We start from the raw sequence: 24348 nt of genomic DNA on the forward strand, positions 1-24348 counted from the left end.
ATAAGCGGAAGCCTGCCTTGACCAGCATATCATTTCAAATACTATATCTTCGACAGTTCATCATAAGAAATGATACATTGCCGATGTCATTGCGTTTTCGCCAGCTTCAAGCCTTTCACGCCATCATGGAAACCGGAACCGTGACGGGGGCGGCGTCGGTTCTTGGTATCTCGCAACCCGGCATCAGCAACCTTTTGGCACAGTTGGAACGAGAGGCGCGATTGCCTCTGTTTGAGCGCAACAAAGGCCGTTTGCTGCCCACCCCGGAAGCCGAACTGTTGTACCATGAGGTCGACACCGTAGTGCGTGGGTTGGATCACGTTGCCCAAGCGGTGACGGATTTACAGAACAAGCATCCCGGTCAGTTACAGGTTGCTGCCCCGCACCTGTTGTCTTTTGGTTTCATGCCTCGAGAGATCGCGCGGTTTGCCGAAAGCCGCCCGAACCTGTCCGTCAGCTTTCAGTCGCAATATTCGTCAAAGATTCAGGAGTGGGTGACGTCTGGCCTATTTGAGATCGGCATCGTTGAGATGCCGATCCTGCACGACACGCTGAACTACCAGGTGTTTCAGTTCGAAACGCTGGCGACCTTCCCTGAAAACAGCCCGTTGGCGGCGTATGACGTTCTGACGCCGGAAACTATGGAAAACGAGCCTTTTATCGTCATGGGGCCGGAGCATCAGACGCACCGAAAAACCCGAGACATTTTCCAGCGTGCCGGGCGCGTATGGCGTACGCAGATTCACACGCACTTGTCTGAAAACCTGCTTAGCTTCGTGAAGCAAGGCATGGGGGTCGCCATGATCGACCCCTTTACCGTTACCTTCGATGAAGAGAGCGGATATCAGACCCGCCCTTTCAAACCAGCGGTCATGCTGGAGCTTGCAATCATCACGGCCAAAAGTCGCCCCCTGTCCAGGATCGCTCAGGAGTTTCTGGACCAACTGACCCCGTCAATAGCCTCTTACGCAACCCACTCGGAAACGGGCGCGGCCGCGTCGTGAAGCTGTTGCGAATGGATGTCGACCAAGGTGGGACCGTCATGTTCGATGGCCTGCTTCAAGACTTTTGGCAGGTCTTCGGGGTCTTTGACCGTCCATGATTTCACACCAAAGGCAGACGCTACGGCGGCATGGTCTGTGCGGTTGAAGTCAACGTTGTAGAATCTTTGGCCAAAGCCCGCATCCTGACCCGCCTTGATCCAGCCGAAGACCGAGTTCGAAAAGACGATCGAGGTGATCGGCATCTTGTGCCGCACCATCGTTTCGAACTCACCGCAGGTGAAACCAAACGAACCGTCACCCATGACAGCGAGGGTCTTGACCGACGGGCGCCCGACATGCGCACCCATCGCCGCACCTAACGAATAGCCAAGCGCGCCGTGGGCTCGATTGGTGATGAAATGCCGCCCCGGTTTCTGCCAACGGTAGTGTGCACTGAAATAGGGGCAGGGGGTGCCGGGATCAGCAACAACTATCGCGTCGTCATCCAGAATATCCATTAACGCAGCCATGACAGTTTCGGGCCGGATCGGCATTTCGCGGCTTGCGGCCAAGGGCGCAAAGGCCGCCAGTTTGGCATCCCACGCGGCGCGGGCCTTTTCCACCCCACCTTGAAGGTTCAGGTCCGGCCGACCTTCCAGTGCACGGGCCAGAGCTTCCAGCGCCAGACGGGCGTCTGCACAGATTGCCACTTCGGTCTGGTAGTTTGCACCAATCACCATGGGATCGCTGTCGATGTGAATGATCGTTGCGTCGCGCCCGGGGCTTCTCCACCGTTCGGTTGTGACCGAACCGGCGCGGCATCCAATGAACAGGACAACATCTGCTTGATCGACAACGGCGCGTGTCGCGGGGACGCCGCCGTTCGACCCGACAACGCCCAAAGACAGCGGGTCGATTTCAGCGACAGAACCCTGACCGGATACGGTTGTGGCAATGGGCATATCCAACAGACCGGCGACTTGCCTCAAGGCGTCAAAAGCTCCGGACAGGACCGGCCCGCCACCGCAGACCGCAACAGCGGATTTGGCCCGTGCCAGAATGTCCGCCGCCGCTTCGATCGCATCCATGTCCGGTGCAGCGCGCTCGGCAGGATAACTGCGATGCCTTTCATCCGCCCAGATTTCAGCCTCGTCTACCGGTGCTTTCTGCGTATCGAAGGGCAAAGCCAGATGCGTGGCGCCCGGCGTGCCTGTTGTCATTGCCCGGAAGGCGGCCCGCACCATGGCCGGAAGCCGCGCGGCGTCGTCCAGAGAGGCGTTCCACTTGGCCAAAGGTTTGAACAGGGCGGGCTGGTCCAACTCGGTCAAAGGGTATTTGCCCCGGCTGGTTGTCGCGACGTCCGAGGTAATCGCCAGTATCGGAACCGAGCTTTCGTTGGCTTCAACAACGCCAGGCAGGATGTAAGTCGCGCCACCGCCCGAGGGGCCCTCGCAGACACCAGGCTTTCCTGTCACGCGCGCATAGCCATCCGCCATATAGGCTGCGTGCCGTTCGTCCCGGGTCAGAAAGTGCTGAATACCGTGATCCATGCGCGCCAGAGCGTCATAGAACGGCAATGTTGTGTCGCCGCACAGACCGAACATGTGTTTCACGCCATGTGCTTCGAGCATACGCACCATTGCCTCTGCTCCGGTCAGATAATTCGTCCCTGTCATGATCCGCGAGTCCCTTGATTCCAATCTGTACGCAGCTCTGTATACAGTTTTGTATATTGATTTCAAGTTCTGCGTGTGGCACCTGTGACTCGTAAGAGGAAAGGCAGGGTTTATGGCGGGTCCACGCGTCGATGACATTTATGATCAGGTTAAGGCGATGGCGGTCTCGTTCCGGCTGCGGCCCGGGGATCGTCTGAACGAAGTTGCCCTGTCCAAGGATCTGGGCGTCAGCCGGACCCCATTGCGCGAGGCGTTGAACCGCCTCGTCGCCGAACGGCTGTTTGATTTCCGCCCGGGACAGGGATTTTTTTGCCGTCCGTTGGATGCACAAATCGTGTTTGACCTGTTCGAACTGCGCCAGATTATCGAAACTGCTGCCGCTCGTGCGGCCTGCGCCAAAGCGTCGGATGAAGACCTGCAGATGCTGAAGGATGAGCTCTATTCAACGGGCATCGACATCAGCGGCCTGACCGTCGAGGAAGCCGTCAGCCGGGACGAGGCGTTTCACCTTGGGATTGCAAATCTGTCGGGCAACATGGAGCTCTTGCAGACCCTGACGCGGATCAACGAGCGGATCCGCTATATCCGTTGGATTTCAATGAGTATGGACCGGGTGCACCGTTCAAAGGATGAACATAAGCGCGTTATGCAGGCGTTGATCGAACGGAACGCGGATGAGGCCGCGCGAGTTCTGGGTGTTCATATCGCCAAGCGCATGGATCAGGTGCAGGACGCCGTGCGTCATGGGATCACCAGCATCTATATGGAAGGGTCCGAAGACGTCTCGGCGCGAATAATCGAGGAGGTCAAGGCATGATCACGCAGGGCGGAAAATCCATCTATGGCGCATCCGTCGGTATTTTGATGCTGGATGCCCGGTTCCCGAGAATCCCCGGCGATATGGGCAATGCGCTGACCTGGCCGTTTCCGGTTCTCTATCGCATTGTCCGTGATGCTTCGCCGGATCGAGTGGTTCGGCACCGGGCCGAGGGAATGCTTGATGCCTTTATTGATGCGGCGCGGGATCTGGTGCGGGATGGTGTGGACGGAATAACCACCAATTGCGGCTTTCTGTCCTTGTTCCAGAAAGAACTGGCCGAAGCCGTCCCGGTTCCGGTGGCCACGTCGTCCTTGATGCAGGTCGAGATGGTGAACCGCATTCTGCCTGCGGGAAAGCGCGCCGGTGTTTTGACCATTTCCGCCTCTACCCTGACCAAAGACCATCTGCTGGCTGCTAACGTGCCATTGGATACACCTATTGGAACAACCGAAGGCGGGCAGGAGTTCACTCGCGTGATCCTTGGAAACGAGCTAAGCTTGGATGTTGGGAAAGCGCGCGAAGACAATGTTCAGGCTGCGTTGGCGTTGGTTGCGGACAATCCTGACTTGGGTGCGATCGTGCTGGAATGCACGAATATGTGTCCTTATGCGTCCGATATTCAGCAGGCGACCGGGTTGCCGGTGTTCTCGATCGTTTCATTCATCAAGTGGTTTCAGGCGGGTCTGAACCCACCGCCTTACTGAGCACGAAACACCTGGCGCAGTGAGTATACTGCAGGTTAAGCGCCAATTGAAAACGCCCGGTCTTTTGGACCGAACGTTGAATTGCAAGTGGTGTCTGAAACCTGTCAGAGGCCCCATTTCTCGCGGTTCGCTTCAAAGAAACCCTGCGCTTCTTTCACTTCGATCCAGTTGTTCACGTAATTGATCCAGACCTGATCGCCCTGCGGCAGGATCATTGCAATAGGCGACGGCGACCGAGGACCGGCATTCTTGACACGGACCACTGGGAATTTCACCTCTAGGGTCGATCCTTCGATATTCGACGTGATGAACACATCTGCGCGTCCGGCGATCACCTCTTGAAAACCGCGGGCCGGGGCTTCGACCACTTTGATCTCGGCATTTGGAAACCATTCACGAACGCGCTTTTCAAACGTGGTGCCCAACGTGGTGGCAACTGTGACGCCCGGTTGGTTGATGGAGTCGTAGCCGTCGAATTTGTCCGCTTTGTCTTTGGTCGTATAGGGGAACAGTTCCACCGCGATGTAGCTGTCTGAGAAACCGGCAACCTTCATGCGCGGCGGAGAGATCGAGGCCGAACCGGTCAGGTGGTACTTGCCAGCCACCACGCCATTGACCAGCGTTTTCCAGTCGGTGGGTACATATTCGACCTCAACCCCCAGATCGGTGGCCAGTTCGTTCATGATGTCGATGTCATAGCCTTTATAGCTGTTGGTGGCGGGGTCGCGCAGCGACATGGGGTTCCAGTCACCGGTGGTGCCCACCTTGAGCACGCCGGAATCCAGAATCTCGTTGAGCGCGGATTGCGCATGTGCGGCACTCGACAGTACCAGCCCAAGCGCAGCTGCAGCCGCTGCTTTCAAAAAAGTGTTCATTGGTTTCTCCTGTTGGTGGTGTTTCTGTCTTGTCGCCGTGTTCATCATTGATTTAACCCGAAAGAGAAAGATAACCTCAAGAAAATATTACAACTTGACCAAAACAGGGACAGACCAGCTTATGCCAGACGCCGCAATCGAACTTGTGGGTGTGAACAAGTGGTTCGACACGTTTCACGTACTCAAGGATATAAACCTGACGGTCAACAGCGGCGAAAAGGTGGTGATCTGTGGCCCTTCGGGGTCAGGTAAGTCCACTGTTGTTCGGTGTATCAACCAGTTGGAAAAACACCAGAAAGGCACCATCCGCGTAGACGGGGTCGAGCTGACGAATGACGCAAAATCTGCCGCGACCATACGGTCCGAAGTTGGAATGGTGTTTCAACAATTCAACCTGTTCCCGCATTTGACCGTGCTGGAAAATCTGACGTTGGGCCCGATCAAGGCGCGGGGTCTGAGCCGTAAAGAGGCCGAGGAAAAAGCACGTCATTATCTGGAACGCGTGCATATTCCCGATCAGGCAGACAAAAAGCCCGTTCAGCTGTCTGGCGGCCAACAACAACGCGTTGCCATTGCGCGATCCCTGTGCATGGAGCCGCGTGTTCTGTTGTTCGACGAGCCGACCTCGGCACTGGACCCCGAGATGATCTCGGAAGTGTTGGACGTGATGGTCGCGCTGGCCAATGAGGGCATGACCATGGTGGTCGTCACGCATGAGATGGGTTTTGCCCGAAAGGTAGCTGATAAGATGATTTTCATGGACGCCGGTGAGATCGTCGAAGAGGGCAAGCCCGAACATTTCTTCACCAACCCGCAATCCGAGCGGTGTCGCAAATTCCTGTCGCAGATTCTGCAGCACTGAGAGGGGCCGATGAAAAAACTTCTTCTGATATCGCCCCTACTTTTGCTGGCGGGTTGTTCGTCTTCCCAGACTTGGGGCTGGTATGTGATCGATCCGACCACGGCATCGGGCTGGATCAATGTGAAATTCCTGATCTCGGGCATGTGGGCGACGATTCAGATCTCGCTGATTGCGGCGGTTCTGTCGATTGTCGTGGGGTTGATGGTGGCATTGCCGGGGCTGTCCGAGAAACGCGGCTGGAGGCTGGTCAACCGGGTTTATGTGGAATTTGTCCGGGCCATTCCACTGCTACCTATGCTGTTCTGGGTCTTTTACGGTTTGCCCATCGTGTTCCAGTCTATGGGAATGAGTGTCCCGATTGACCCATTCTGGGGCGCAATCATCACGCTGGCGATTTCGGACAGTGCGTTCACCGCCGAGATATACCGGGCAGGCATTCAATCCATCGCACGCGGTCAGCGCGAAGCGGCGCAGACCATCGGGCTGAACTATGTGCAGACCATGCGCTATGTGATCCTGCCACAGGCGATCCGGCGTATTCTGCCGCCCTTGGCAAACCAGTTCATTTACATCGTCAAGATGAGCGCCTTTGCCAGCGTCATCGGGATGCAGGAACTGACTCGCCGTGCAAACGAATTGGTGGTGACGGAATACCGCCCGCTGGAAATATACACCTTGCTGATTTTCGAATATCTGATCCTGGTTTTGATCATCAGCGCTGGGGTGCGCTGGCTTGAGCGACGCATGGGCGCGGACGAACGCGGATAAGGAGCAGACAAATGGACTGGAAAGATTTCATGGCCGAGACTGAGGCCAATATCGGAACATTCTCGAAGGAAGTACCGGAAACCGTTCGCGGTTTTGGCGTCATGGGCAAGGCCGCTAAAACGGATGGTGTGTTGAGCGAAAAGACCAAGGAATTTATGGCCCTGGGCATAGCCATTGCCACCCAATGCGACAGCTGCATCGGGTTTCACGTGCGCTCTCTGGTTCGGCTGGGCGCCACACGAGAAGAAATGTGCGAGGCGCTGGCCATGGCGACGTACATGGGCGGCGGCCCGTCTTATGCCTACAGCGCCAAAGCGCTTAAGGCTTTTGACGTGTTTTCCGAGTGAGAGTGAATTGTAATGATCCGGCAACGCCAGCTGCATTGGGTGTGATCGCGGTTCAATAGACTGCCGTCTGATCGCCGTGCCCCGCGTTCAGATTGTTCTCTTCCGCGGTTTTACGGATGATCGCGCCGATCTTGAGTAAGTTTTCACTCAGCGGGTTGGTCTTTCGCCAGATCAGGCCAATCGTTCGTGTCGGCGGGGTGTCCTGAAAGCGGGCGATTGTGACGTCGGCGGATCGGGTTTCCAATCCGACCGCCATCTCGGGGATCAGTGTGACGCCAATCCCGGCCCCAACCATCTGCACGAGGGTAGAGAGCGAGCTGCCCTCCATAATATGCTGCGGTTCGATATTGCGGATCGAACAGAAAGACAGGGCCTGATCCCGGAAACAGTGGCCTTCTTCCAGCAACAACAACCGCATTGTTCTGAGTTGCGACGAACTTGGCATCGGCAGGCCGGCATCCCGCGCTGGTCGTACCAGCAAGAAGTCTTCGTTAAACAGCGAAAACTCCCGAAGACTGGGTTCCGAGACGGGCAGAGCGACGACACCGACATCCAGCCGTGCCTCAAGGATTTCTCGGATCACGGATTCGGTGATGGTCTCTTTGGGTTCTATTGTCAGCTGCGGAAACCGCTGGGTCATCGCCTTGATAATCGAGGGCAGTAGATAAGGTGCTACTGTGGGAATCACACCGATCCTTAAGCGGCCTGACAAGGGCCCGGAGGGGGACTGCACCAGATTTCCCAGATCCTCGACCCGCGTCAGGATTTCGCGGCTGTGTTTCAACACATCTTCGCCAAGGGCGGTCAGGCGTGTTTCACGTGCCGCGCGTTCGACCAGTGGGCCGCCCATGATGGCTTCCAGCTCTTTGATTTGAATGGAAAGTGCCGGTTGCGAAATTGCGCTTGCCGCTGCGGCCTTACCAAAGTGACCATGGGTGGCAAGGGCTTCGAAGTAACGCAAGTGTCTTAGGGTCAGTGCTTTCATATGAAAAACTAATCGCAATGATAGTAATTACAAATTTCCATTTATCGATTGGGTCGGGTACGAGTCAAGGCATCTGAACCCCTAGGTAAATACTCAGGAGATTTACAATGGACGGTAACCCCCACAATCATCAATCCGGCGGCTGCCCTGTCATGCATGGTGGCAATACAGGAACGGGCAATTCTGTCACCAAATGGTGGCCCGATGCGCTGAACCTGGACATTCTGAGCCAACACGACACACGCACCAACCCGATGGATGCGGATTACAAACATCGTGAAGCGGTCAAGGGACTGGATTTCAAAGCCGTCCGCGCCGATGTCGAAGCACTGTTGACCGACAGCCAGGACTGGTGGCCAGCTGACTGGGGTCACTATGGTGGCCTGATGATCCGTCTGGCGTGGCACTCGGCCGGGTCTTACCGCTTGGGCGATGGTCGTGGTGGCGCAGGTTCGGGCAATATCCGGTTTGCTCCGCTTAACTCCTGGCCAGACAATGCCAGCCTGGATAAAGCCCGCCGTCTGTTGTGGCCGGTGAAAAAGAAATATGGCAACGCGCTGTCCTGGGCGGACCTGATCGTTCTGTCAGGGACTGTTGCCTATGAGTCCATGGGTCTGAAAACCTTTGGCTTCGGCTTTGGTCGCGAAGATATCTGGGGGCCGGAGAAAGACGTTTACTGGGGTTCGGAAAACCAGTGGCTGGCCCCGTCCGAAAACCGGTATGGCGATCTGGAAACTCCGGGTACGCTGGAAAACCCGCTGGGTGCGGTGCATATGGGTCTGATCTATGTGAACCCCGAAGGTGTGAACGGCAACCCAGATCCGGCAAGGACCGCGCTGCATATACGCGAAACATTTGCCCGCATGGCGATGAACGACGAAGAGACTGCGGCACTGACCTGCGGTGGTCACACGGTCGGCAAAGCACATGGTGCGATGGCAGGCGACCATATCGGCGCTGAGCCCGAAGCCTGCCCGGTGACCGGTCAAGGTCTGGGATGGGACAACCCCGACCAAGACGGCAAAGCGACCAATGCCTTTACTTCTGGTATCGAAGGCGCTTGGACGAAGCACCCGACCAAGTTCGATATGGGCTTCTTCGACTATCTCTTCGGTTATGAATGGGAGTTGGGCAAGTCACCCGCGGGTGCCAATCAGTGGCAACCTGTCGATATGCCGGGAGATGAAAAGCCGGTCGATCCGACTGATCCTTCGGTTCGTCGTATGCCGCTCATGACAGATGCGGACATGGCAATGAAGATCGATCCGACATACAACGCGATCTGTCAGAAGTTCATGGCTGACCCAGACTATTTCGCCGATACCTTTGCCCGCGCATGGTTCAAGCTTACCCACCGCGACATGGGTCCGCGCGTCAACTACTATGGCCCGGATGTTCCTGCGGAAGAGTTGGTCTGGCAGGATCCGATCCCGGCAGGTTCAACTGGCTATAAGGTCGAGGCCGTCAAAGCAAAGATCGCAGAGAGCGGCCTTACCGCCGTCGAGATGATCAACACCGCTTGGGACAGTGCCCGCACTTTCCGTGGTTCGGACAAACGCGGTGGCGCAAATGGCGGGCGCATCCGTCTGGCACCTCAGAAGGACTGGGCGGGGAATGAACCCGAGCGTCTGGCAAAAGTACTGGGCGTGCTGGAGCCGATTGCAGCAGAAACCGGTGCCTCTGTTGCCGACGTGATTGTTTTGGCGGGTAACGTTGGACTGGAGCAGTCGATCAAAGCCGCAGGTTATGACGTGGCGATTCCGTTCTCGGCCGGTCGTGGTGATGCGACTGACGAGCAGACCGACGTCGACAGCTTCTCGGTCCTTGAGCCGCTGGCCGATGGGTTCCGCAACTGGCAGCTGAAGGAATACGCCGTATCGCCGGAAGCGATGATGCTGGACCGCGCGCAACTGCTGGGGCTGACCGCCTCTGAGATGACCGTTCTGGTCGGTGGCCTGCGTGTGCTGGGTGCCAACCACGGCGGATCGGCACATGGTGTCTTCACTGACCGCGTGGGTCATCTGACCACCGACTTCTTCGTCAATCTGACGGATATGTCGCTGAGCTGGCATCCGGTTGACGGCGGCACTTACGAGCTGCGTGACCGCGCCTCGGGTGAGGTCAAGTTCACCGCGACCAGCGCTGATCTGGTCTTCGGCTCGAACTCGATCCTGCGTGGTTACGCTGAGGTATACGCACAGGATGACAATGCCGAAAAGTTTGTGCGCGACTTTGTGGCGGCCTGGACCAAGATCATGAACAACGACCGGTTCGATCTGGCTGCCTGAGGCAAAAAAGATACCAGGCGAGGGTGCCCTCGCCTGGTTTCGCAGTTCTGGGTTCGGGGCGTGAGCCGACACGCGTTCCAACACATTTCAATTTGCTGAAACCGACACCGGTCAAGTCAGGTCATTGGTTTTCCTTTTCGCGCAAATCCTGATGTTGGGCGAATACCTGTCAGATCTGACAAACAGTTCTCAGAACATGACCACCAAAAGGCTTGTTTGGTTCCGTTTTCCGATTTCGGAGCAACCAACCATTGTCATCAGGCATCAGGCATCAGGCATCAGGAAAAGATCGAGTGCTTTTGCCGCGATGCAAGTCCATCCAAATATGTACAGACCACCACAGTGCTGGCCCGCAGGCAGGGCAATCCGACCCAATCACTATTGTCGGATAAATTGCCAAAGGTTCGGGTACTGCATACTTGGTCAAACAGAGTAAGCCAGCGAATTGAAGTCGCGGTTATCCCGCGACTTCAGATGTAGGAGCGTGGTGCTTGAACTGTTGATCGAACAGGGCGCGGAAGCTTCCGCTTTTCTTCATCAACTCGTCCAGATTACCCTGTTCCACGATTGCGCCATCCTGAACCACGATAATCTTGTCGGCCTCCAATACCGTCGACAAACGGTGAGCAATGACGATGACGGTTACGTTCTGAGTCAAGGCATCCAGAGCTTTTTTGACGAGCGATTCCGATTCCGCATCCAGCGCGCTTGTCGCTTCGTCCAACAGCAGGATCTCAGCATTGCGCAGAATGGCGCGGGCAATTGCAATCCTCTGTTTTTGACCGCCGGACAGGAAGGTACCGTTTTCGCCAACCGGTGTGTCGTAGCCTTTGGGCAAGCCCATTATGAAGTCATGTGCATGAGCCGCTTTGGCCGCGTCAATAATTTCTTCTTCGGTTGCGTCCGGGGCCGAGCATCGCAGGTTGTCTAGGATCGAGGCCGAGAACAGGAATGTGTCCTGACCAACAAACGATATTTTCCGACGAAGTGAAGAAAAACTCACTTCGCGCAGATCTTGACCGTCGATCTCGACGACGCCCTCATCAGGATCGTAGAACCGCATGATCAACCCAAACAAGGTGGACTTGCCGCCGCCGGACTGTCCGACCAGCGCCGTGGTTTTGCCCGCTTCGAACGAGACATTCATGTCTTCGATCACCGGTACGGCACCTTGATATCCAAAGGTAACGTTGCGCAGGGCAATGTGACCCGGTCCGTCAGTCAGGTCACGGGCGTCGGGGGATTCCACCATGGTGTCTTTCTGATCCAGCAGGCTAAACAACATGCCGACACCAACCATATTTGATTCAATCTGGACACGCATTCGCGACAGGCGCTTCGCCGGTTCATAAGCCATCAACAGGGCGGTGATAAAGGACATCAGTTGCCCGGCGGTGGGTTGTTCCGTGCCCGCGATGCCCATCGTGCTGACAATTAGGACGCCAGCAACGGCCAGACCTGCCAGGAATTCCATCAACGGGCTGGCGATAGCCTGAAGTCTGGCGATATCGTTCGAGCGTTGCTCGACCTTTCTGATGGCGGTTTCCATCCGGTCGATCATCCGGTCTTCGAGCGAAAAGACCTTGATGACCTTGATACCGGCCGAGGTTTCCTGCAGCACGCGAATGATCTCGGCCAACGATTTGAACTCGGCCTGCATGATCGAGCGTACACTCTTGAGCAGATATCGCACCCCCAGCAAGGCAATGGGACCGACGATAAAGAACATCACCGACAAAACAGGCTGTTGATAAAGCATGACCGCAACCAGCCCGACCAACGTCAGCGCGTCGCGGACAAAGCCGGTAACCAGAACATCGATCAGGTTGCGGGCTGCTTGCGCGCCGTTGGTTGTGCGCATCAACAGATCGGAAGATTCATTGGCAGAAAAGAAAGAAACACCGTGCCGAAGCAGTTTTCGGTAAACCTTTTCCTGCTGCTGTGCCACGATCCGGTTGCCTGCGCGCGCAAGATAGTTAGCCTGAATGTAAGAAGCAATCGCCTTGGTCAGAAACAGCAGCACAACCGCCAGCGCTATCACATGCGCCCATCCGCGAAGCTCGGGGCTGGTCATGGCATCGACGATGAATTCCATCATATAGGCGGACCCGGCGGTGGTTACGGCCACCATGATCATCGCCAACATCGCAACGGCGTATAAGGGGCCTTGTGCATAAAAGCTTTCGCCCACAAGGCGGCCCATATAGCCAGATCGCCATTTTTTCCAGGCGCGCGTTATCATTGCGTACTCCAAATCGTGAAACGGTGCGCACGTTCAGATACCCTAATTTTTGCCGGGCCTAAAGAGCAGATGCCGGGATGCGGCAGAGCGGCTCATGCCAACGGTCTTACGTGCGACGCCGTAGATAGGGAATGGAATGGGATTGGACAAGTGCAATGCGCGTCAAAGCGCCGAAAAGAAGCTGGTTCAGGCGGCGCGGTTTTACTTTATTGTTGCGAAAGATACGGCAGATAACTCAATCATCAGTGCGCGGTGATCCGCGCGACTGAGATCAAGTGGGAATTCGGAACAGTTTAGCTTGCGTCCTGCAAATACGCGAGCAGGTTCACAATGTCGTCTTCCTTTTTCAACCCCGGGAATTGCATACGATTACCCGGAAGAAACCCTTTGGGGTCGGCCAGAAATGTGGCCAGGTTTTCCTGCGTCCAGACGACGTCTATTTCCTGGAGGGCAGAAGAAAACCTGAACCCTTCGGCCTGACCAGCGGATTTGCCAATAATGGCGTGCAAAGACGGGCCGACACCGTTGCGACCTTGGTCAAGCTTGTGGCAGGCGCTGCATTTTCTGAAAACCTTTTTGCCTGCTTTGGCGTCCCCTTGCACTGCTGCCGCTACGATCTCTGGTGTCGCTGAGGCAGGCGTTGCGGCGGCCTGTTTGCCGTCAGAATGAAAGATCAATCTGGCCGTTATCGGCACTGTCCGGGTAATGCCTGACAGGTCTGCCAGTTCCTTCAGCGTGTCCACGCCCGCATTGACACCGGCGTCTTCCGCATTGAGGAACACCATATCGTTGGTTGAGACCATTACCGCAGTTTCGGACAGGCGCGCAACAAACAGTTCGGCGTCGAAAGCAACATCGGTGCCAGCCAGCGAAAGAACGGATTCTGCATCTATCGTGGTGGTTTCTCCGACTGACAGCCCGGACACCTCGGACATGTCGAAGTCAGCCGTCAGCTTTGCCGAACCTACTTTGCGAAAGACAAACTCGATCATCCGCTCATTTCGGATATCGATATTGGTCTCGACAGAGGACAGGTCGATGTCGATTTCGGCTTTACCGTCAGGGGTCACATGTCCGCTGAGATTGGTGAAACCGTTGACCTCGCCCACAGTGTTTTTCTTGATGGTACCATAGGCCAGATGCGAGCTGTCGCTGTCGCTGTCGCTGTCCAGTGTCCAGTTGTCCGCAAGTGCAGGCGTTGCAACAATTGCCGACGCAATCGTGACAGCTTTCAACAGAAGATTCATTTCAATTCTCCTAAGATTATGACATTCGTGCCCCTGCGGGCCCGGTCCGTGACAGACAAACACACACAGGTCGCGATTTATTCGATGAGAGCCGAAATGACTTCCGAACAGGCCGTGCGCGATGCGGTGCAGACGCATTCGAAACGCGTCTGGCGGTTTGCTCTGGCTTTGTCAGGGGCATCTGATGTGGCTGATGATCTTCTGCAGGCGACATGTCTTCGCGCGCTGGAGCGTCATCATCAGGTCACATCGCATAATCGTTTGGACAGCTGGCTGATGACGATCTGCCGCTCGATCTGGCTGAACGAGGTGCGCTCACGCTCGGTCCGGCGGGCGCAGGCGCTATCGGTGACACCAGAAGCAGACCTGGTGGCACCAGGAGCAGATTCAGAAACGAATATTTTCGCCACTGAGGTGTTTACACAAGTGATGCAGCTGCCAGAAGCGCAGCGGGAAACGGTAATGCTTGTGTTCGTCGAAGGGTACAGCTATCGCGAAGCCGCTGCCATGCTGGAAGTGCCCATCGGTACAATCATGAGCCGGTTATCGAATGCCCGGCAGAAACTGAAAACCGTGATGCAGCTTGATGCGGCAGACACCGCGCGACGGAGTGGTAAATGACGTTTTCCGACGAGACGCTATCAGCGTATCTGGAAGGCTCACTGGATGAAGCTCAGAGCCGCGCCATTGAGGCGGCGGTCGAGCATGATGTCGAGCTTGAACACCGCCTGATGGCGCTGGATCCTCTCGCGCCGGTCATTCAGGACGTTTTTGAGACAATTCCCACCGAGGTGCCGAAATTCGATCTGCCCGAGCCTGATGCGCAACACTCAAGTGGCGGTGTCCTGCACGTTGTCGCTGTGGCAGCAAGCACCGCGATTGCCGCTTTTGCCGTAACGTTCTGGGCAACCCGCCCCGCAGAACTGGGATGGGCGCAGCAGGCGGCGATCTATCAGTCACTTTATGTGCCCGAGACTATCGCCCCGCTGGACGATTCCGAGGCGTCGCTGGATAAGCAGTTTGAAATGGCAGAAGCCGAACTTGGCCGATCCCTGAACCGTGAAACGTTGGAAGCGCTCCCAGGGTTGGAGCTTAAACGGGCTCAGGTTCTGTCCTTCAAAGGCAAGCCTTTGATTCAGATTGTTTTTGCGGATGATCAAGGGCGACCCTTTGCATTCTGTGTCATCCGTCAGGGCCCCGACGCACCTCCTGCTGAGATCAAGCAAGCGGTACTGAGCGGATTGGCGACCGCCACATGGGCGCAGGATGGCTATGGGTATATGCTGTTGGGCAACTCTCCGCAGACCGATTTGAACAGCGAATTGGATGTTTTGACCCAAACCTTTGCGGGCTGACGGAAAACCCCTTGTGAACCGGTACGAATGTCCGAAGAATACCGGGCATGATTGCGAAGAAACCAATACCCGTTTCACAGGACGAGGCTGAAGATCTTGGACCCGCCAGTATTTACGATGGGGACTCTTCGGAAGAAGAGGATTTGTGGTTTCTGCCGCCGGACGAGGTCGTGGAGGAAGATTTCTTTCTACCCGGCCCTCGATCCGATCAGCGCCTATTGTTCGATCCGCGCGACTGGCGTGCGGCTCAGTCCGAACTTTCTGCTGAGCTTGCCGATCTTGCCTTGACCTTTGGTGCGCTGGACGAACGGTTGCGGGCTGGCCCCAAGGGGTGGACGCATCGTCTGGCCCTGATGGAAACTTCTGATCTGGGCTGGTGGACAGGCGATCGGGTCAGTGTGGACCGTCTGGCCTTGTGGACGGGCCTACGCATCGGCGCGACCCATGATGACGTACAGGCGCTGTTCCGTGCTGGCTGGGCGGTACGCCGCCTGAGTTCGGGCGCGGCCCCTTCCGAGGGGGGCTGGGAAAGCGGTTTGACCGCGTTTCTTGACCGATTGGCACAAGGGTCTGAAGCTGCACCCGAGGCGGTCATTGATCTGGCCGAAGTCATGCAAAATGTCGAAGGTTTGCATCCGGTTACCCAATCAGCAATTGCGTTTCACGCGTGGCGGGCGTTGGCACAGGAAATTGGACAAGACACCGAAGCAGCAGTTATCGCAGCGCGGCACGCGGCATCAATGGGGCGCGGGGGTGCTCTTTTCATGCCTTTGGCCTTGTCGGGGCCTGGGGCACTTCGCGGGGTGGGGACGCCAACTGAAAAGCTGAGCGCCTGGATACATGGGGCGGGGCAGGCGGCCCTTGCCGGGTTGTTGCATCTTGATCGGGTCAACACGTGGGAGAACCAGGCCCGGGACGCCACGCAAGATCTGAGTGGACGCACCCCGCCACGACTGATTGAGGTCTTGGCCTCATGGCCGATGGTCTCTGCCCCTTTGGCGGAAGACCTGACCAAATCGTCGCGTGCAGCGGTACAGCGCAATTTTGATCTGTTTACCCGTCGCGGTCTGGTGCGTGAGGTCACTGGACAGGGGCGTTACCGCGTCTGGACTGCCGCGCTGTAGTCCAGCACCCAATCCCGGAAAGCACGGGCCGCAGGGCGCAGTGTGGTTCTGGAAGGGTAAACCAGATGATACGCCTCTTGTCCCGGACAGGAGCAGTCGGGCAGGCAGGCGACAAGACCCGAGAGATCCATTATCCGGTCAGACGCTGGGGCGCGGGCCAACGCAATACCCGAACCAGCAGCAGAAAGCTCTGCGGCCATCAAGGAATTGTCGGCAAAGAAATAGCGTGCCTGCCCTGTTGGCAGTTGCAGGCTTTCAAACCAATGCGGCCAGCTTGCGCGATGGGTCGAGACCTCAATCAGCGTAAACTGAAACAGGTCCTGCGGGGTTTCGATCTGTGCCGCAATGTCAGGCGGGGCGACGGGATACAGGCTTTCGCGCATCACCTCATCGTTTTCGGTACCGAAAAGGGCGGGATTCCCGAATACGATCTGCAGATCCGTAAATCGGTTGGCGAAATCGGAAACGACATTCCCAGTGGTCAGGGACATGTTGATCTGGGGATGCGCGGTTTGAAACGTGGGAACACCGCTGGCTAAAATGCCGTGTGCAAAAAGCAGTACGGATTGTACATAAAGCCGTTGTGCGCGGGTTTCACCAAACAACCCGGTGGTTGCGGTTTCGAGCATGAGCAACGATTGCTGCACCGAGGGCAGATACGCGCGCCCGGTTTCGGTCAGGGTTACAGCATGGGCGTGGCGATGAAACAAGGGCGTGCCCAATTGGGTCTCAAGCGCTTTAACCTGCTGGCTGACGGCAGCGGGTGTCATGTTGAGCTGACTTGCCGCTCGGGCAAAGCTTTCGGTTCGGGCAGCAGCTTCGAATACACGAAGCCAGTTGAGAGAGGGGACTCGGGTGCTCATCTTCATAGGCTAAGCAAAACTTAGCCTCACCGGCAAGACAATAAGGTCTGAGGTTTCGGCCTCCCGTTTTAGACTTGTGACCAGCGAACAAATAAAAACGAGCCCGATATGTCAGACCCTGCCTTGCCTCCACGCCCCAGGCGCAAGATTTGGAACTTCACACCACAATTGCCGATCCAAACTTCGCCTTATTGGGATTGGCCTATGAAGCCCTTGGCGGCGCTGCGTTACCTGCTGCAAAGCTGGAATCCGCTAGCACTGCGCGCTTTGCTGCTGGTTTTTGCAATCATCACCTGGAATTTCCTGACCCCATCGCTGGCACGGATCGAGACTTTCAGCTGGGATTGGGTAGCCGAGATCTGGTTCCGCAACTTCTGTATTCTGATGGTTGTGGCCGGTGGCCTGCATCTGGCTTTGTGGAAGTTCCGCACGCAACAGGATGAATACCGCTATGACATGCGCCCGATGATGAAGGGTGCGAAGGTCTTTACCTTCAAAAACCAGGTCTGGGACAACATGTTCTGGACCCTCGGGCCGGCGCTGACCTTCTGGACTTTCTGGGAGTGTCTGATCCTGTATTCCTATGCCAACGGCTGGATCACGATGATCACATTTGACAGCAATCCGACCTGGTTCATCGCGGTTGTGATCTTTGTCCCAATCTGGGCAGGCTTTCATTTCTACTGGCTACACCGTTTGCTGCATGTTGGCCCGCTCTATACCAAAGTGCATGCTTGGCATCATCGCAACATCAACACTGGCCCGTGGTCCGGTCTGGCCATGCATCCGGTTGAAAGCTTCTTTCTGATGTTCGACACGATGATCTTTTTCCTCCTGCCTTCGCATCCGATCCATGCTATTTTCCTGCTGTTTCATCACGGTATTGGCGCGCCGACCTCTCATGCTGGGTTCGAACATGTGAAGCTTGGCAACAAAGCCAAGTTTCAGGTCGGGGATTTCTTTCACCAGCTGCATCACAGGTTCTTCGACTGCAATTACGGTACGTGGGAAACCCCGTGGGATGAGTGGTTCAACACCTTCCACGACGGCACAGACGAGGGCAACGAAATGGTCAAGGAACGCCGTCGCAAGATCTGGGCCGCTGAGTAGAGTTTGAAACGTGATGTACCGGGCCTTTTGCGGGCCCGGTTCTCTGAGTCCTGACTGTTTAGAACGCATGCAGCGTAAAGAGTTCAGCGCCCGACGCCAACATAGGTTTCAAACCCCGACTTGAGCGCCGCCGATCTCGAATAAATGTTGCGCAGGTCGACCATGCGGGCCGTGTTCATCGACTTGGCCATTTCAGTCAGGTTCAGCGCCCGAAACTCGTTCCACTCAGTCAACAGCACGACGACATCCGCTTCTTGAGTTGCCGCATAGGGGTCATCACACCACTCGACCCCTGGCAAAAGCGCCTCACCCTCTGATCTGCCCTGAGGGTCGACAACGCGTACCTTTGCGCCTCCGCCGATCAAAGCGGGGACAATGGACAACGAAGGCGCGTCGCGCATATCGTCTGTGTTGGGTTTGAACGTGACGCCTAGAACCGCCACGGTTTTTCCATTGAAACGGTCGTCACAGACCTCGCGGATTTTCTCGATCATACGTTTCTTGATCTCGTCATTCACACGAATGACGGTTTCGGTAATCTGCATCGGATGCGCATGATCCTGACCGATCCGGGCCAGCGCTGCAGTATCTTTAGGAAAGCACGACCCACCATAGCCAGGGCCAGCATGTAGGAACTTGTTGCCGATCCGTCCATCCAGACCGATGCCGCGCGACACTTCTTTGACATCTGCGCCGACCTTTTCGCAAAGGCCCGCAATTTCGTTGATGAAGGTAATCTTGGTCGCAAGAAACGCGTTTGCGGCGTATTTGATCATCTCAGCGCTTTCCAGATCCGTGGAAAGGATCGGAAAATCACGCAGGTAAAGCGGGCGGTAGATCTCGGCCATCACTTCGGCGGCGCGATCGTTTTCCACACCCACCACAACGCGATCCGGGCGCATGAAGTCATCAATCGCCGCACCTTCACGCAGGAATTCAGGGTTCGAAGCGACGTCAAATTCAGCTTTGGGATTAGAGGCCGAGACAACCTCATGCACTCGTCTGTTGGTGCCCACGGGTACAGTCGATTTGGTGACAATGACCGTATAGCCAGTGACAGCCCCCGCAATTTCTTCTGCAGCGGCCATAACGTAGGTCAGATCTGCGTGGCCATCACCCCGCCGCGTTGGGGTGCCGACTGCAATGAAGACAGCATCAGCGCCATCTACGGCAGCGGCCAAATCAGTCGTAAAGCTCAAACGACCGGCAGCCACATTTTTGGCCATCAACACATCAAGGCCTGGCTCGTAAATTGGGACGTCCCCGGCTTTGAGCATGTCGATTTTCTGATCTGCCTTGTCGACGCAAATCACGTCATGACCGAAATCCGAGAAGCACACGCCAGACACAAGGCCCACATATCCGGTGCCGATCATTGCAATACGCATCTGTTAAAATCCTTCTTACTAATACCTGTCGACAACGCGCGAACAATTGAAGAAACCAACACCGAATTCAATGGTTCACAATAGCTGTGGGTTACATCCCATAGATTCTTGCTGTTTTTGAGGCAATAAGAGCGCAGAGAAAAAACTTGCGATGCACGTTAAAGTCCAAACTGCTTTTAATCGCCTGAATACACAGCAGATGCAGACGAGAAAGGCACCTTACGACTACTTAGAGCTATTCGGTTTCAGGGTTCGGCTAGGGGACCCGGTCTATACAAGGGTCTGCGGCGGCGCTCGGTCTTTCGCTTGCGCATGGTGGGGAAGATTCACACGAGGCTGTAACTGTGAAAGCCGGGGCGGCTCTCCAGAAATGAGCTTTGAAGCCGTGTTTGTTAAACCCATGCCTGGATTCTAGAATTGGTCATCTTTGATCTTCGAGAAATTTAGCCGCCCGAGACATACGCCGTCGGACGGCCATTTGAATTAGTACCAGCGCCCGATTGCTGTAACGGTTGGAGGCAGTGTCGAGGAATCCGACAGGGCCGACAGCACTTTGCAATTAACTTGTGTCGTGTTGGGTGTGTCCATTCCAATGAAACGGTCGGTTGCCCCTCCGCTACCACTGACACTTGGTGCCGCAGTAAAGGTTGCGGGAAAGTCCCACACTATTGCAGAGCTTACGAAAAAAGCACCTTCAACATTGGTGCAGTCAACTGCGGATAAAGTAGCGGTGCAGATTCGGGTGCCATCGGCGAACCGCACAAACTCTCCGTTTGCGTTACTTCCGCGCTCGATAACAGCGCCGGTCGGGGTGCCCGAGTTTTCCGAGACAGATCCCAAAAGATTAGCGGGTCCGTAACCGAAATCCGCTCTCATAAGGCGGCCAGGGGTTGTATCGGTTGCATCGCTTTGGACAGCCGCGCCTGTTGCCGTGCCGGTGGCTGGATCAAACCTCAACGCATCGGTCCAGCTGCCGCCATCGAGTGAGACCTTGATGGAAAAACCAGTATTGCCCGACAGGCCCATCTCAGCGTGGCCTGTCCAGTTCGATTGGAACAGCAATGACGCGGTGTCGCCCGCACTGGCTTTGTTGATCTTCAGTTGATGTCCACCACCTTCGTGGGTCAGCAATGTGGCCGGGCTGCGCACAGTCAGGCGGTTCGTCGTGTCTGAGGTGGCCGCCACCCCGACACCATCCAGGTTTTGCGTGTCCACGGGTAGAGGCACCCAGGTTGTTCCGTCCCAGAATTTGAGATCACCAGAGTTTTCGTCCCAAGCGCGCCAACCAACGGCTGGGGCCACGAAATGCCAGGCATTGTCCAGCCAAGCTGCAAGTTCCCCGGCGTGCCCCACCCAATCGCCGGTTGGGGATGTGCCCACCGCATGAACCTCGCCCTGTTGGGGAACAACCGGGGGGGTGCTGGCGTCGATTGAGCGGACTGTCAGCTGCACGATCAAATCAAGCTGACGCAGAGCTTCGTTGTGGGTGACGTGCTTTTGCGCCTGCGAGGGTTGCAAAAAAGGCAAGTTCAGTCGGGGTGAGATTTGTGACACGAAGGTCCTCCTGTAGCTGTCGGTCCGAAACACCGGTTGCGCGCTACACTGCCGCAAAGCGCGTCAATCCTCTGTGATCGGGCCGACCGCCCAAGAAACCTTTTGCTAACTTTTAAACGGAGAAAAAGCCCCACTTTATCCATGCCCTGCGTTCGTGGACCTGATCACATCAGACTTTTCACGGGCATTTGGAAACAGACCACAACATTTTCCTGATGCTCTGCAAGAACACAGGATGAATTGTGTCTACGTCGGGTCTGTTGCTGAATCTCTACCCATCAAAAGTGCGGTTTAACGCGCACGTGAAACATCGACTCTTGGTTACTGGGCCGCTTTTCCCGTCGCTACAATGTCATTGAGATACTGACTCAGGTCGTCCCGCAGATCGTCACGTGCAAGCGCAAAGGCAACGGTGGCTTGCAGGAAGCCCGATTTCGACCCGCAATCAAAGCGTTGTCCGTCGAACTTGTACCCAAACACGGGTACACCTTGCGCGATGTCTTCGGCGATTGCATCCGTCAGCTGAATTTCGCCACCACTCCCGGCTTTCTTTGCGTTCAGGTTGTTCAGGACAGATGGGCGCAGAACATAGCGCCCGATAACCGCAAGATTGGAGGGCGCTTCCGCGGGTTCGGGTTTTTCGACCATGCCACGGGCAGGGATAACAGGACCGATACTGTCGCCTACATCCAGCACACCGTACGAGCTTGTCTTTTCCTGCGGAACTTCCATGGCGGCTACCATGTTGCCACCGGTCTCTTCATAGGCTTCGATCATTTGTTGCAGGCAAGGCTTGCCCGCCGCGATCACATCGTCCGGCAGCATGACGGCAAAGGGCTCATCGCCGATCAGGCGGCGTGCGCACCAAACAGCGTGCCCGAGGCCCAGTGCTTTGTGCTGACGGATGTAGGCAATCGCGCCGCTTTCCATATTGGTCTTGTTCAAGATCTCAAGCAGCTTGACTTTCTTCTTGGCCTTCAACTCTTGTTCCAGCACGAGGTTGTGGTCAAAATAATCTTCCAGCGCAGACTTCCCGCGTGATGTGACAAAGATAAATTCCTTGATCCCGGCGGCGCGAGCTTCGTCGATCGCGTACTGCACCAAAGGGCGGTCTACCAGTGTCATAATTTCTTTTGGAACAGACTTCGTTGCGGGTAAAAAACGCGTTCCCATGCCTGCAACAGGAAAAATCGCTTTGGTGACCTTGCGTGTCATGGTGCCTCTCAAATTCAATAGTCGGTCGGAAGAATGAATAGCGTCCGATGTGTTCTAATAGGCTGCGCGCCCCGATCAATCAACGATGCCCAATAGTCCGGGTGGCAATTGGTCAAATCGTGCCATTTTCTAGGGACGTGGTCAAAAGAATGTGCTGATGTCATGCTATCCGGAACAATACAGAAAAGTGCTGTGGTTCAGGGTATTTCTACTTTTGATCCGTGTCTGATTTATGTTGATTGATCACGTAGTGTTTACCCACGTTCTCAATAGGCCTTTCTCCTTCGCCGATTGAACGGGACCGTTTCGCAGCGTCAGATGAATGCACTTAGGTAGGCTATCTGGCCCATAACACTGTTCTTTTCTGCTGAGTTTCTGGGGGTGATTTCAATCTCACGAGCCGAGGCAGACGTGCAACCGAAAGGCTTTTTCGTTGGTTAGCGCTGAATAACCAAAGACAGGAAGCAAGTAGAGTTGCAGTGTTTCTTCCAACAAAGGGAGGGTAAGATTTGAAGTGAGAAAGCTGTAGCGCTGTTCTGAAATTGGCAACAATGAGGCAAATTTCCCCTCAGTGAACGCAGGGCGGGCCTGGGATTCGAGCACATGGGCGCGACACGGGTCTGTAAGTTGGAGGCAGACCTTTGCCAAATTCGCTGTTTTTCGGAATCACACGACCGTTAAGGAACCAGATCGGCTTTCATCCCGGCATCTGGAAAGCAAGTTGGCGCGAGTCCCAAAGATTGTTGCCATCGACCGATTGAGCGGCGCGTTTTGAACCCAGGCAACCCATCTGCACCACCAACATCATGGCCCAATTCTTCGAGGGCGCGCTGCATTATCGCAACGTCGGATCGATACAGCCCTCCGACCTTTCCCCATTGCCCAGCAAAATCACCGACGCCGTATTGAATGCGGTCGCCGACATGGCCAACGAACAGAGCATAAAGGTCGCTTTTGTTGTATTCCTTGAGGACATAGAAATTTGGTGTGACCAGAAAAGCAGGCCCATGTCGGCCTGCTGGCATCATCAGAAATCCTTCGCCATCACGTTCATGGGCCGGGAATGGCCTGCCCGAGACCCGGCGTATCCCCATCTCTTCCCATTTGTGAAAGGGCCGTCCCTGATCGGGCCCTTCCAGAGAGCAGGATACGTTTGCGGGAACGGACACCTCGAAACCCCAGTCTCGATTGCTGACCCAGCCATGTTGGTCCAGATAATGGCCAATGGATGCAATAGTGTCAGCGGGCGACCCCCAGATGTCAGCCCGCCCATCTCCGTCGCCGTCTTTTGCATAGGTCAAAAAATTGGACGGCATGAATTGTGGCTGACCTAATGCGCCTGCCCAGCTGCTTTTCATGCCCCGAGCAGGCAAATATCCGGATTCAGCAATTTGCAGGGCTGCGATCAGTTCGCCTGTAAAATACTCGGCGCGCGTGCTCATGAACGCTTTGGTTGACAGAACACGAAACGCGTCGTGGCGGATCGGCACTTGTCCGTACCCGCTCTCTCTGCCCCAGATTGCCAGGATTATGCGGCCGGGTACTCCGGTTTCTCGTTCGACCGAGGCAAGTGTCGCTGAGTGCCGTGTCGCCATTTTGCGGCCAACGGCGGTGGCACCCAGAGCGGATCCCGCGTTGAAATACCGCCCGGGTGAACCGAACTCGGCCTGTTTCTGGGCTTTCGGGGTTTTGGGTTTTTGTCCGGGCGGAACCAGATCCGGCAGCTTCCAGTTCAGGGTCACTCCAGCAAACGCTTGTTCCATCGTTTTGCGCGAAACCCCTTTGGCTTGTGCTTTTGGCCAAATTACGTCCTGCAACCACGCCTGAAACTGACGTTCGACCTCGGCATGATCCTGAGCTGATGCGGCGTGCGACAGCAGGTTAAAGCACATGACTGCAAGTATTGTGCGCATCAAAGTAAACATGCGTCCCTGCTCTGGTA

Annotated in this window: 21 protein-coding genes; 11 read left to right on the forward strand and 10 right to left on the reverse strand. The window is 55.9% G+C overall.

The window, feature by feature from the left end; translation table 11 throughout:
* Window positions 1–83: 83 nt before the first annotated feature.
* Window positions 84–1004: a LysR family transcriptional regulator gene (locus tag AC2FLD_RS13625; protein ID WP_496726670.1), complete on the forward strand. Its 921-nt coding sequence runs from the start codon at window positions 84–86 to the stop codon at window positions 1002–1004.
* Here AC2FLD_RS13625 and AC2FLD_RS13630 read toward each other — a convergent pair.
* Complete coding sequence (locus tag AC2FLD_RS13630; RefSeq protein ID WP_496673812.1) at window positions 965–2659, reverse strand: thiamine pyrophosphate-binding protein; 1695 nt, start codon at window positions 2657–2659, stop codon at window positions 965–967. The two genes, AC2FLD_RS13625 and AC2FLD_RS13630, sit on opposite strands and share 40 nt — an antisense overlap.
* Window positions 2660–2771: 112 nt before the next feature.
* Between AC2FLD_RS13630 and AC2FLD_RS13635 the strand changes: the two genes are divergently transcribed.
* Together AC2FLD_RS13635 and AC2FLD_RS13640 are read left to right on the forward strand one after the other, a co-directional pair.
* On the forward strand, window positions 2772–3476 hold the full coding sequence (locus AC2FLD_RS13635) for a GntR family transcriptional regulator (RefSeq protein ID WP_496673814.1): 705 nt from the start codon (window positions 2772–2774) through the stop codon (window positions 3474–3476).
* Complete coding sequence (locus tag AC2FLD_RS13640; protein ID WP_496673816.1) at window positions 3473–4183, forward strand: aspartate/glutamate racemase family protein; 711 nt, start codon at window positions 3473–3475, stop codon at window positions 4181–4183. The genes AC2FLD_RS13635 and AC2FLD_RS13640 overlap by 4 nt, the downstream gene beginning before the upstream one ends.
* A gap of 104 nt (window positions 4184–4287) precedes the next feature.
* Here the strand turns inward: AC2FLD_RS13640 and AC2FLD_RS13645 are convergent, their stop codons facing one another.
* Entirely contained in the window at window positions 4288–5058 is a 771-nt protein-coding gene (locus AC2FLD_RS13645; RefSeq protein ID WP_496673819.1) for a transporter substrate-binding domain-containing protein, read from the reverse strand.
* A 121-nt stretch (window positions 5059–5179) separates the two neighbouring features.
* On the opposite strand from AC2FLD_RS13645, the gene AC2FLD_RS13650 reads away from it, so the two are divergent.
* Genes AC2FLD_RS13650 through AC2FLD_RS13660 form a run of 3 tightly spaced genes read left to right on the forward strand, consistent with a single transcriptional unit; the run spans window position 5180 to window position 7035 of the window.
* On the forward strand, window positions 5180–5920 hold the full coding sequence (locus AC2FLD_RS13650) for an amino acid ABC transporter ATP-binding protein (protein ID WP_050604285.1): 741 nt from the start codon (window positions 5180–5182) through the stop codon (window positions 5918–5920).
* 9 nt (window positions 5921–5929) lie between these two features.
* Complete coding sequence (locus AC2FLD_RS13655; protein ID WP_496673822.1) at window positions 5930–6688, forward strand: amino acid ABC transporter permease; 759 nt, start codon at window positions 5930–5932, stop codon at window positions 6686–6688.
* Between the two features lie 11 nt (window positions 6689–6699).
* Window positions 6700–7035, forward strand: a complete 336-nt coding sequence (locus AC2FLD_RS13660; protein ID WP_496673825.1) for a carboxymuconolactone decarboxylase family protein — start codon at window positions 6700–6702, stop codon at window positions 7033–7035.
* Between the two features lie 52 nt (window positions 7036–7087).
* Here AC2FLD_RS13660 and AC2FLD_RS13665 read toward each other — a convergent pair whose 3' ends face one another.
* Window positions 7088–8020, reverse strand: coding sequence for a hydrogen peroxide-inducible genes activator (locus tag AC2FLD_RS13665; protein ID WP_496673828.1), 933 nt, complete (start codon window positions 8018–8020; stop codon window positions 7088–7090).
* A 107-nt stretch (window positions 8021–8127) separates the two neighbouring features.
* Here AC2FLD_RS13665 and katG point away from each other — a divergent pair, with 107 nt between their 5' ends.
* A complete protein-coding gene (katG, locus tag AC2FLD_RS13670; RefSeq protein WP_496673831.1) occupies window positions 8128–10308 on the forward strand; it encodes a catalase/peroxidase HPI in 2181 nt (726 codons plus the stop codon).
* Window positions 10309–10765: 457 nt separating this feature from the next.
* Here the strand turns inward: katG and AC2FLD_RS13675 are convergent, their stop codons facing one another.
* Window positions 10766–12550, reverse strand: a complete 1785-nt coding sequence (locus tag AC2FLD_RS13675) for an ABC transporter ATP-binding protein (RefSeq protein ID WP_496673833.1) — start codon at window positions 12548–12550, stop codon at window positions 10766–10768.
* 293 nt (window positions 12551–12843) lie between these two features.
* The gene (locus AC2FLD_RS13680) at window positions 12844–13797 is read right to left on the reverse strand and encodes a c-type cytochrome (RefSeq protein WP_496673836.1); all 954 of its coding nucleotides are present in this window, start codon (window positions 13795–13797) and stop codon (window positions 12844–12846) included.
* A 96-nt stretch (window positions 13798–13893) separates the two neighbouring features.
* Here AC2FLD_RS13680 and AC2FLD_RS13685 point away from each other — a divergent pair, with 96 nt between their 5' ends.
* The 3 genes from AC2FLD_RS13685 to AC2FLD_RS13695 are packed head-to-tail and all read left to right on the forward strand — an operon-like array spanning window position 13894 to window position 16276.
* Entirely contained in the window at window positions 13894–14418 is a 525-nt protein-coding gene (locus AC2FLD_RS13685; RefSeq protein ID WP_253276870.1) for an RNA polymerase sigma factor, read from the forward strand.
* Window positions 14415–15152, forward strand: a complete 738-nt coding sequence (locus tag AC2FLD_RS13690) for a hypothetical protein (protein ID WP_496673839.1) — start codon at window positions 14415–14417, stop codon at window positions 15150–15152. The genes AC2FLD_RS13685 and AC2FLD_RS13690 overlap by 4 nt, the downstream gene beginning before the upstream one ends.
* A 47-nt stretch (window positions 15153–15199) precedes the next feature.
* Entirely contained in the window at window positions 15200–16276 is a 1077-nt protein-coding gene (locus tag AC2FLD_RS13695) for a helix-turn-helix domain-containing protein (protein WP_496673842.1), read from the forward strand.
* On the opposite strand, the gene AC2FLD_RS13700 is transcribed toward AC2FLD_RS13695, so the two are convergent.
* Window positions 16249–17139 (reverse strand): LysR substrate-binding domain-containing protein, encoded by an 891-nt coding sequence (locus tag AC2FLD_RS13700; protein ID WP_496673845.1) that lies wholly within the window; start codon window positions 17137–17139, stop codon window positions 16249–16251. The two genes, AC2FLD_RS13695 and AC2FLD_RS13700, sit on opposite strands and share 28 nt — an antisense overlap.
* A 108-nt stretch (window positions 17140–17247) precedes the next feature.
* Between AC2FLD_RS13700 and AC2FLD_RS13705 the strand changes: the two genes are divergently transcribed.
* Window positions 17248–18249 carry a sterol desaturase family protein gene (locus AC2FLD_RS13705; RefSeq protein ID WP_496803720.1) on the forward strand — a complete coding sequence of 334 codons (1002 nt, stop codon included), beginning with the start codon at window positions 17248–17250 and terminating at the stop codon, window positions 18247–18249.
* Between the two features lie 83 nt (window positions 18250–18332).
* Here AC2FLD_RS13705 and AC2FLD_RS13710 read toward each other — a convergent pair whose 3' ends face one another.
* The 4 genes from AC2FLD_RS13710 to AC2FLD_RS13725 form a co-directional block, all read right to left on the reverse strand.
* Window positions 18333–19637 carry a UDP-glucose dehydrogenase family protein gene (locus tag AC2FLD_RS13710; protein WP_496673850.1) on the reverse strand — a complete coding sequence of 435 codons (1305 nt, stop codon included), beginning with the start codon at window positions 19635–19637 and terminating at the stop codon, window positions 18333–18335.
* Window positions 19638–20120: 483 nt separating this feature from the next.
* Window positions 20121–21191 carry a DUF2793 domain-containing protein gene (locus AC2FLD_RS13715; protein ID WP_496673853.1) on the reverse strand — a complete coding sequence of 357 codons (1071 nt, stop codon included), beginning with the start codon at window positions 21189–21191 and terminating at the stop codon, window positions 20121–20123.
* 321 nt (window positions 21192–21512) lie between these two features.
* Window positions 21513–22406, reverse strand: coding sequence for a UTP--glucose-1-phosphate uridylyltransferase GalU (galU, locus tag AC2FLD_RS13720; RefSeq protein WP_496673856.1), 894 nt, complete (start codon window positions 22404–22406; stop codon window positions 21513–21515).
* A 677-nt stretch (window positions 22407–23083) separates the two neighbouring features.
* A complete protein-coding gene (locus AC2FLD_RS13725; RefSeq protein WP_496673859.1) occupies window positions 23084–24331 on the reverse strand; it encodes a lytic murein transglycosylase in 1248 nt (415 codons plus the stop codon).
* Between the last annotated feature and the right edge of the window lie 17 nt (window positions 24332–24348).

Source organism: Ruegeria sp. CDSA021, assembly GCF_059612325.1.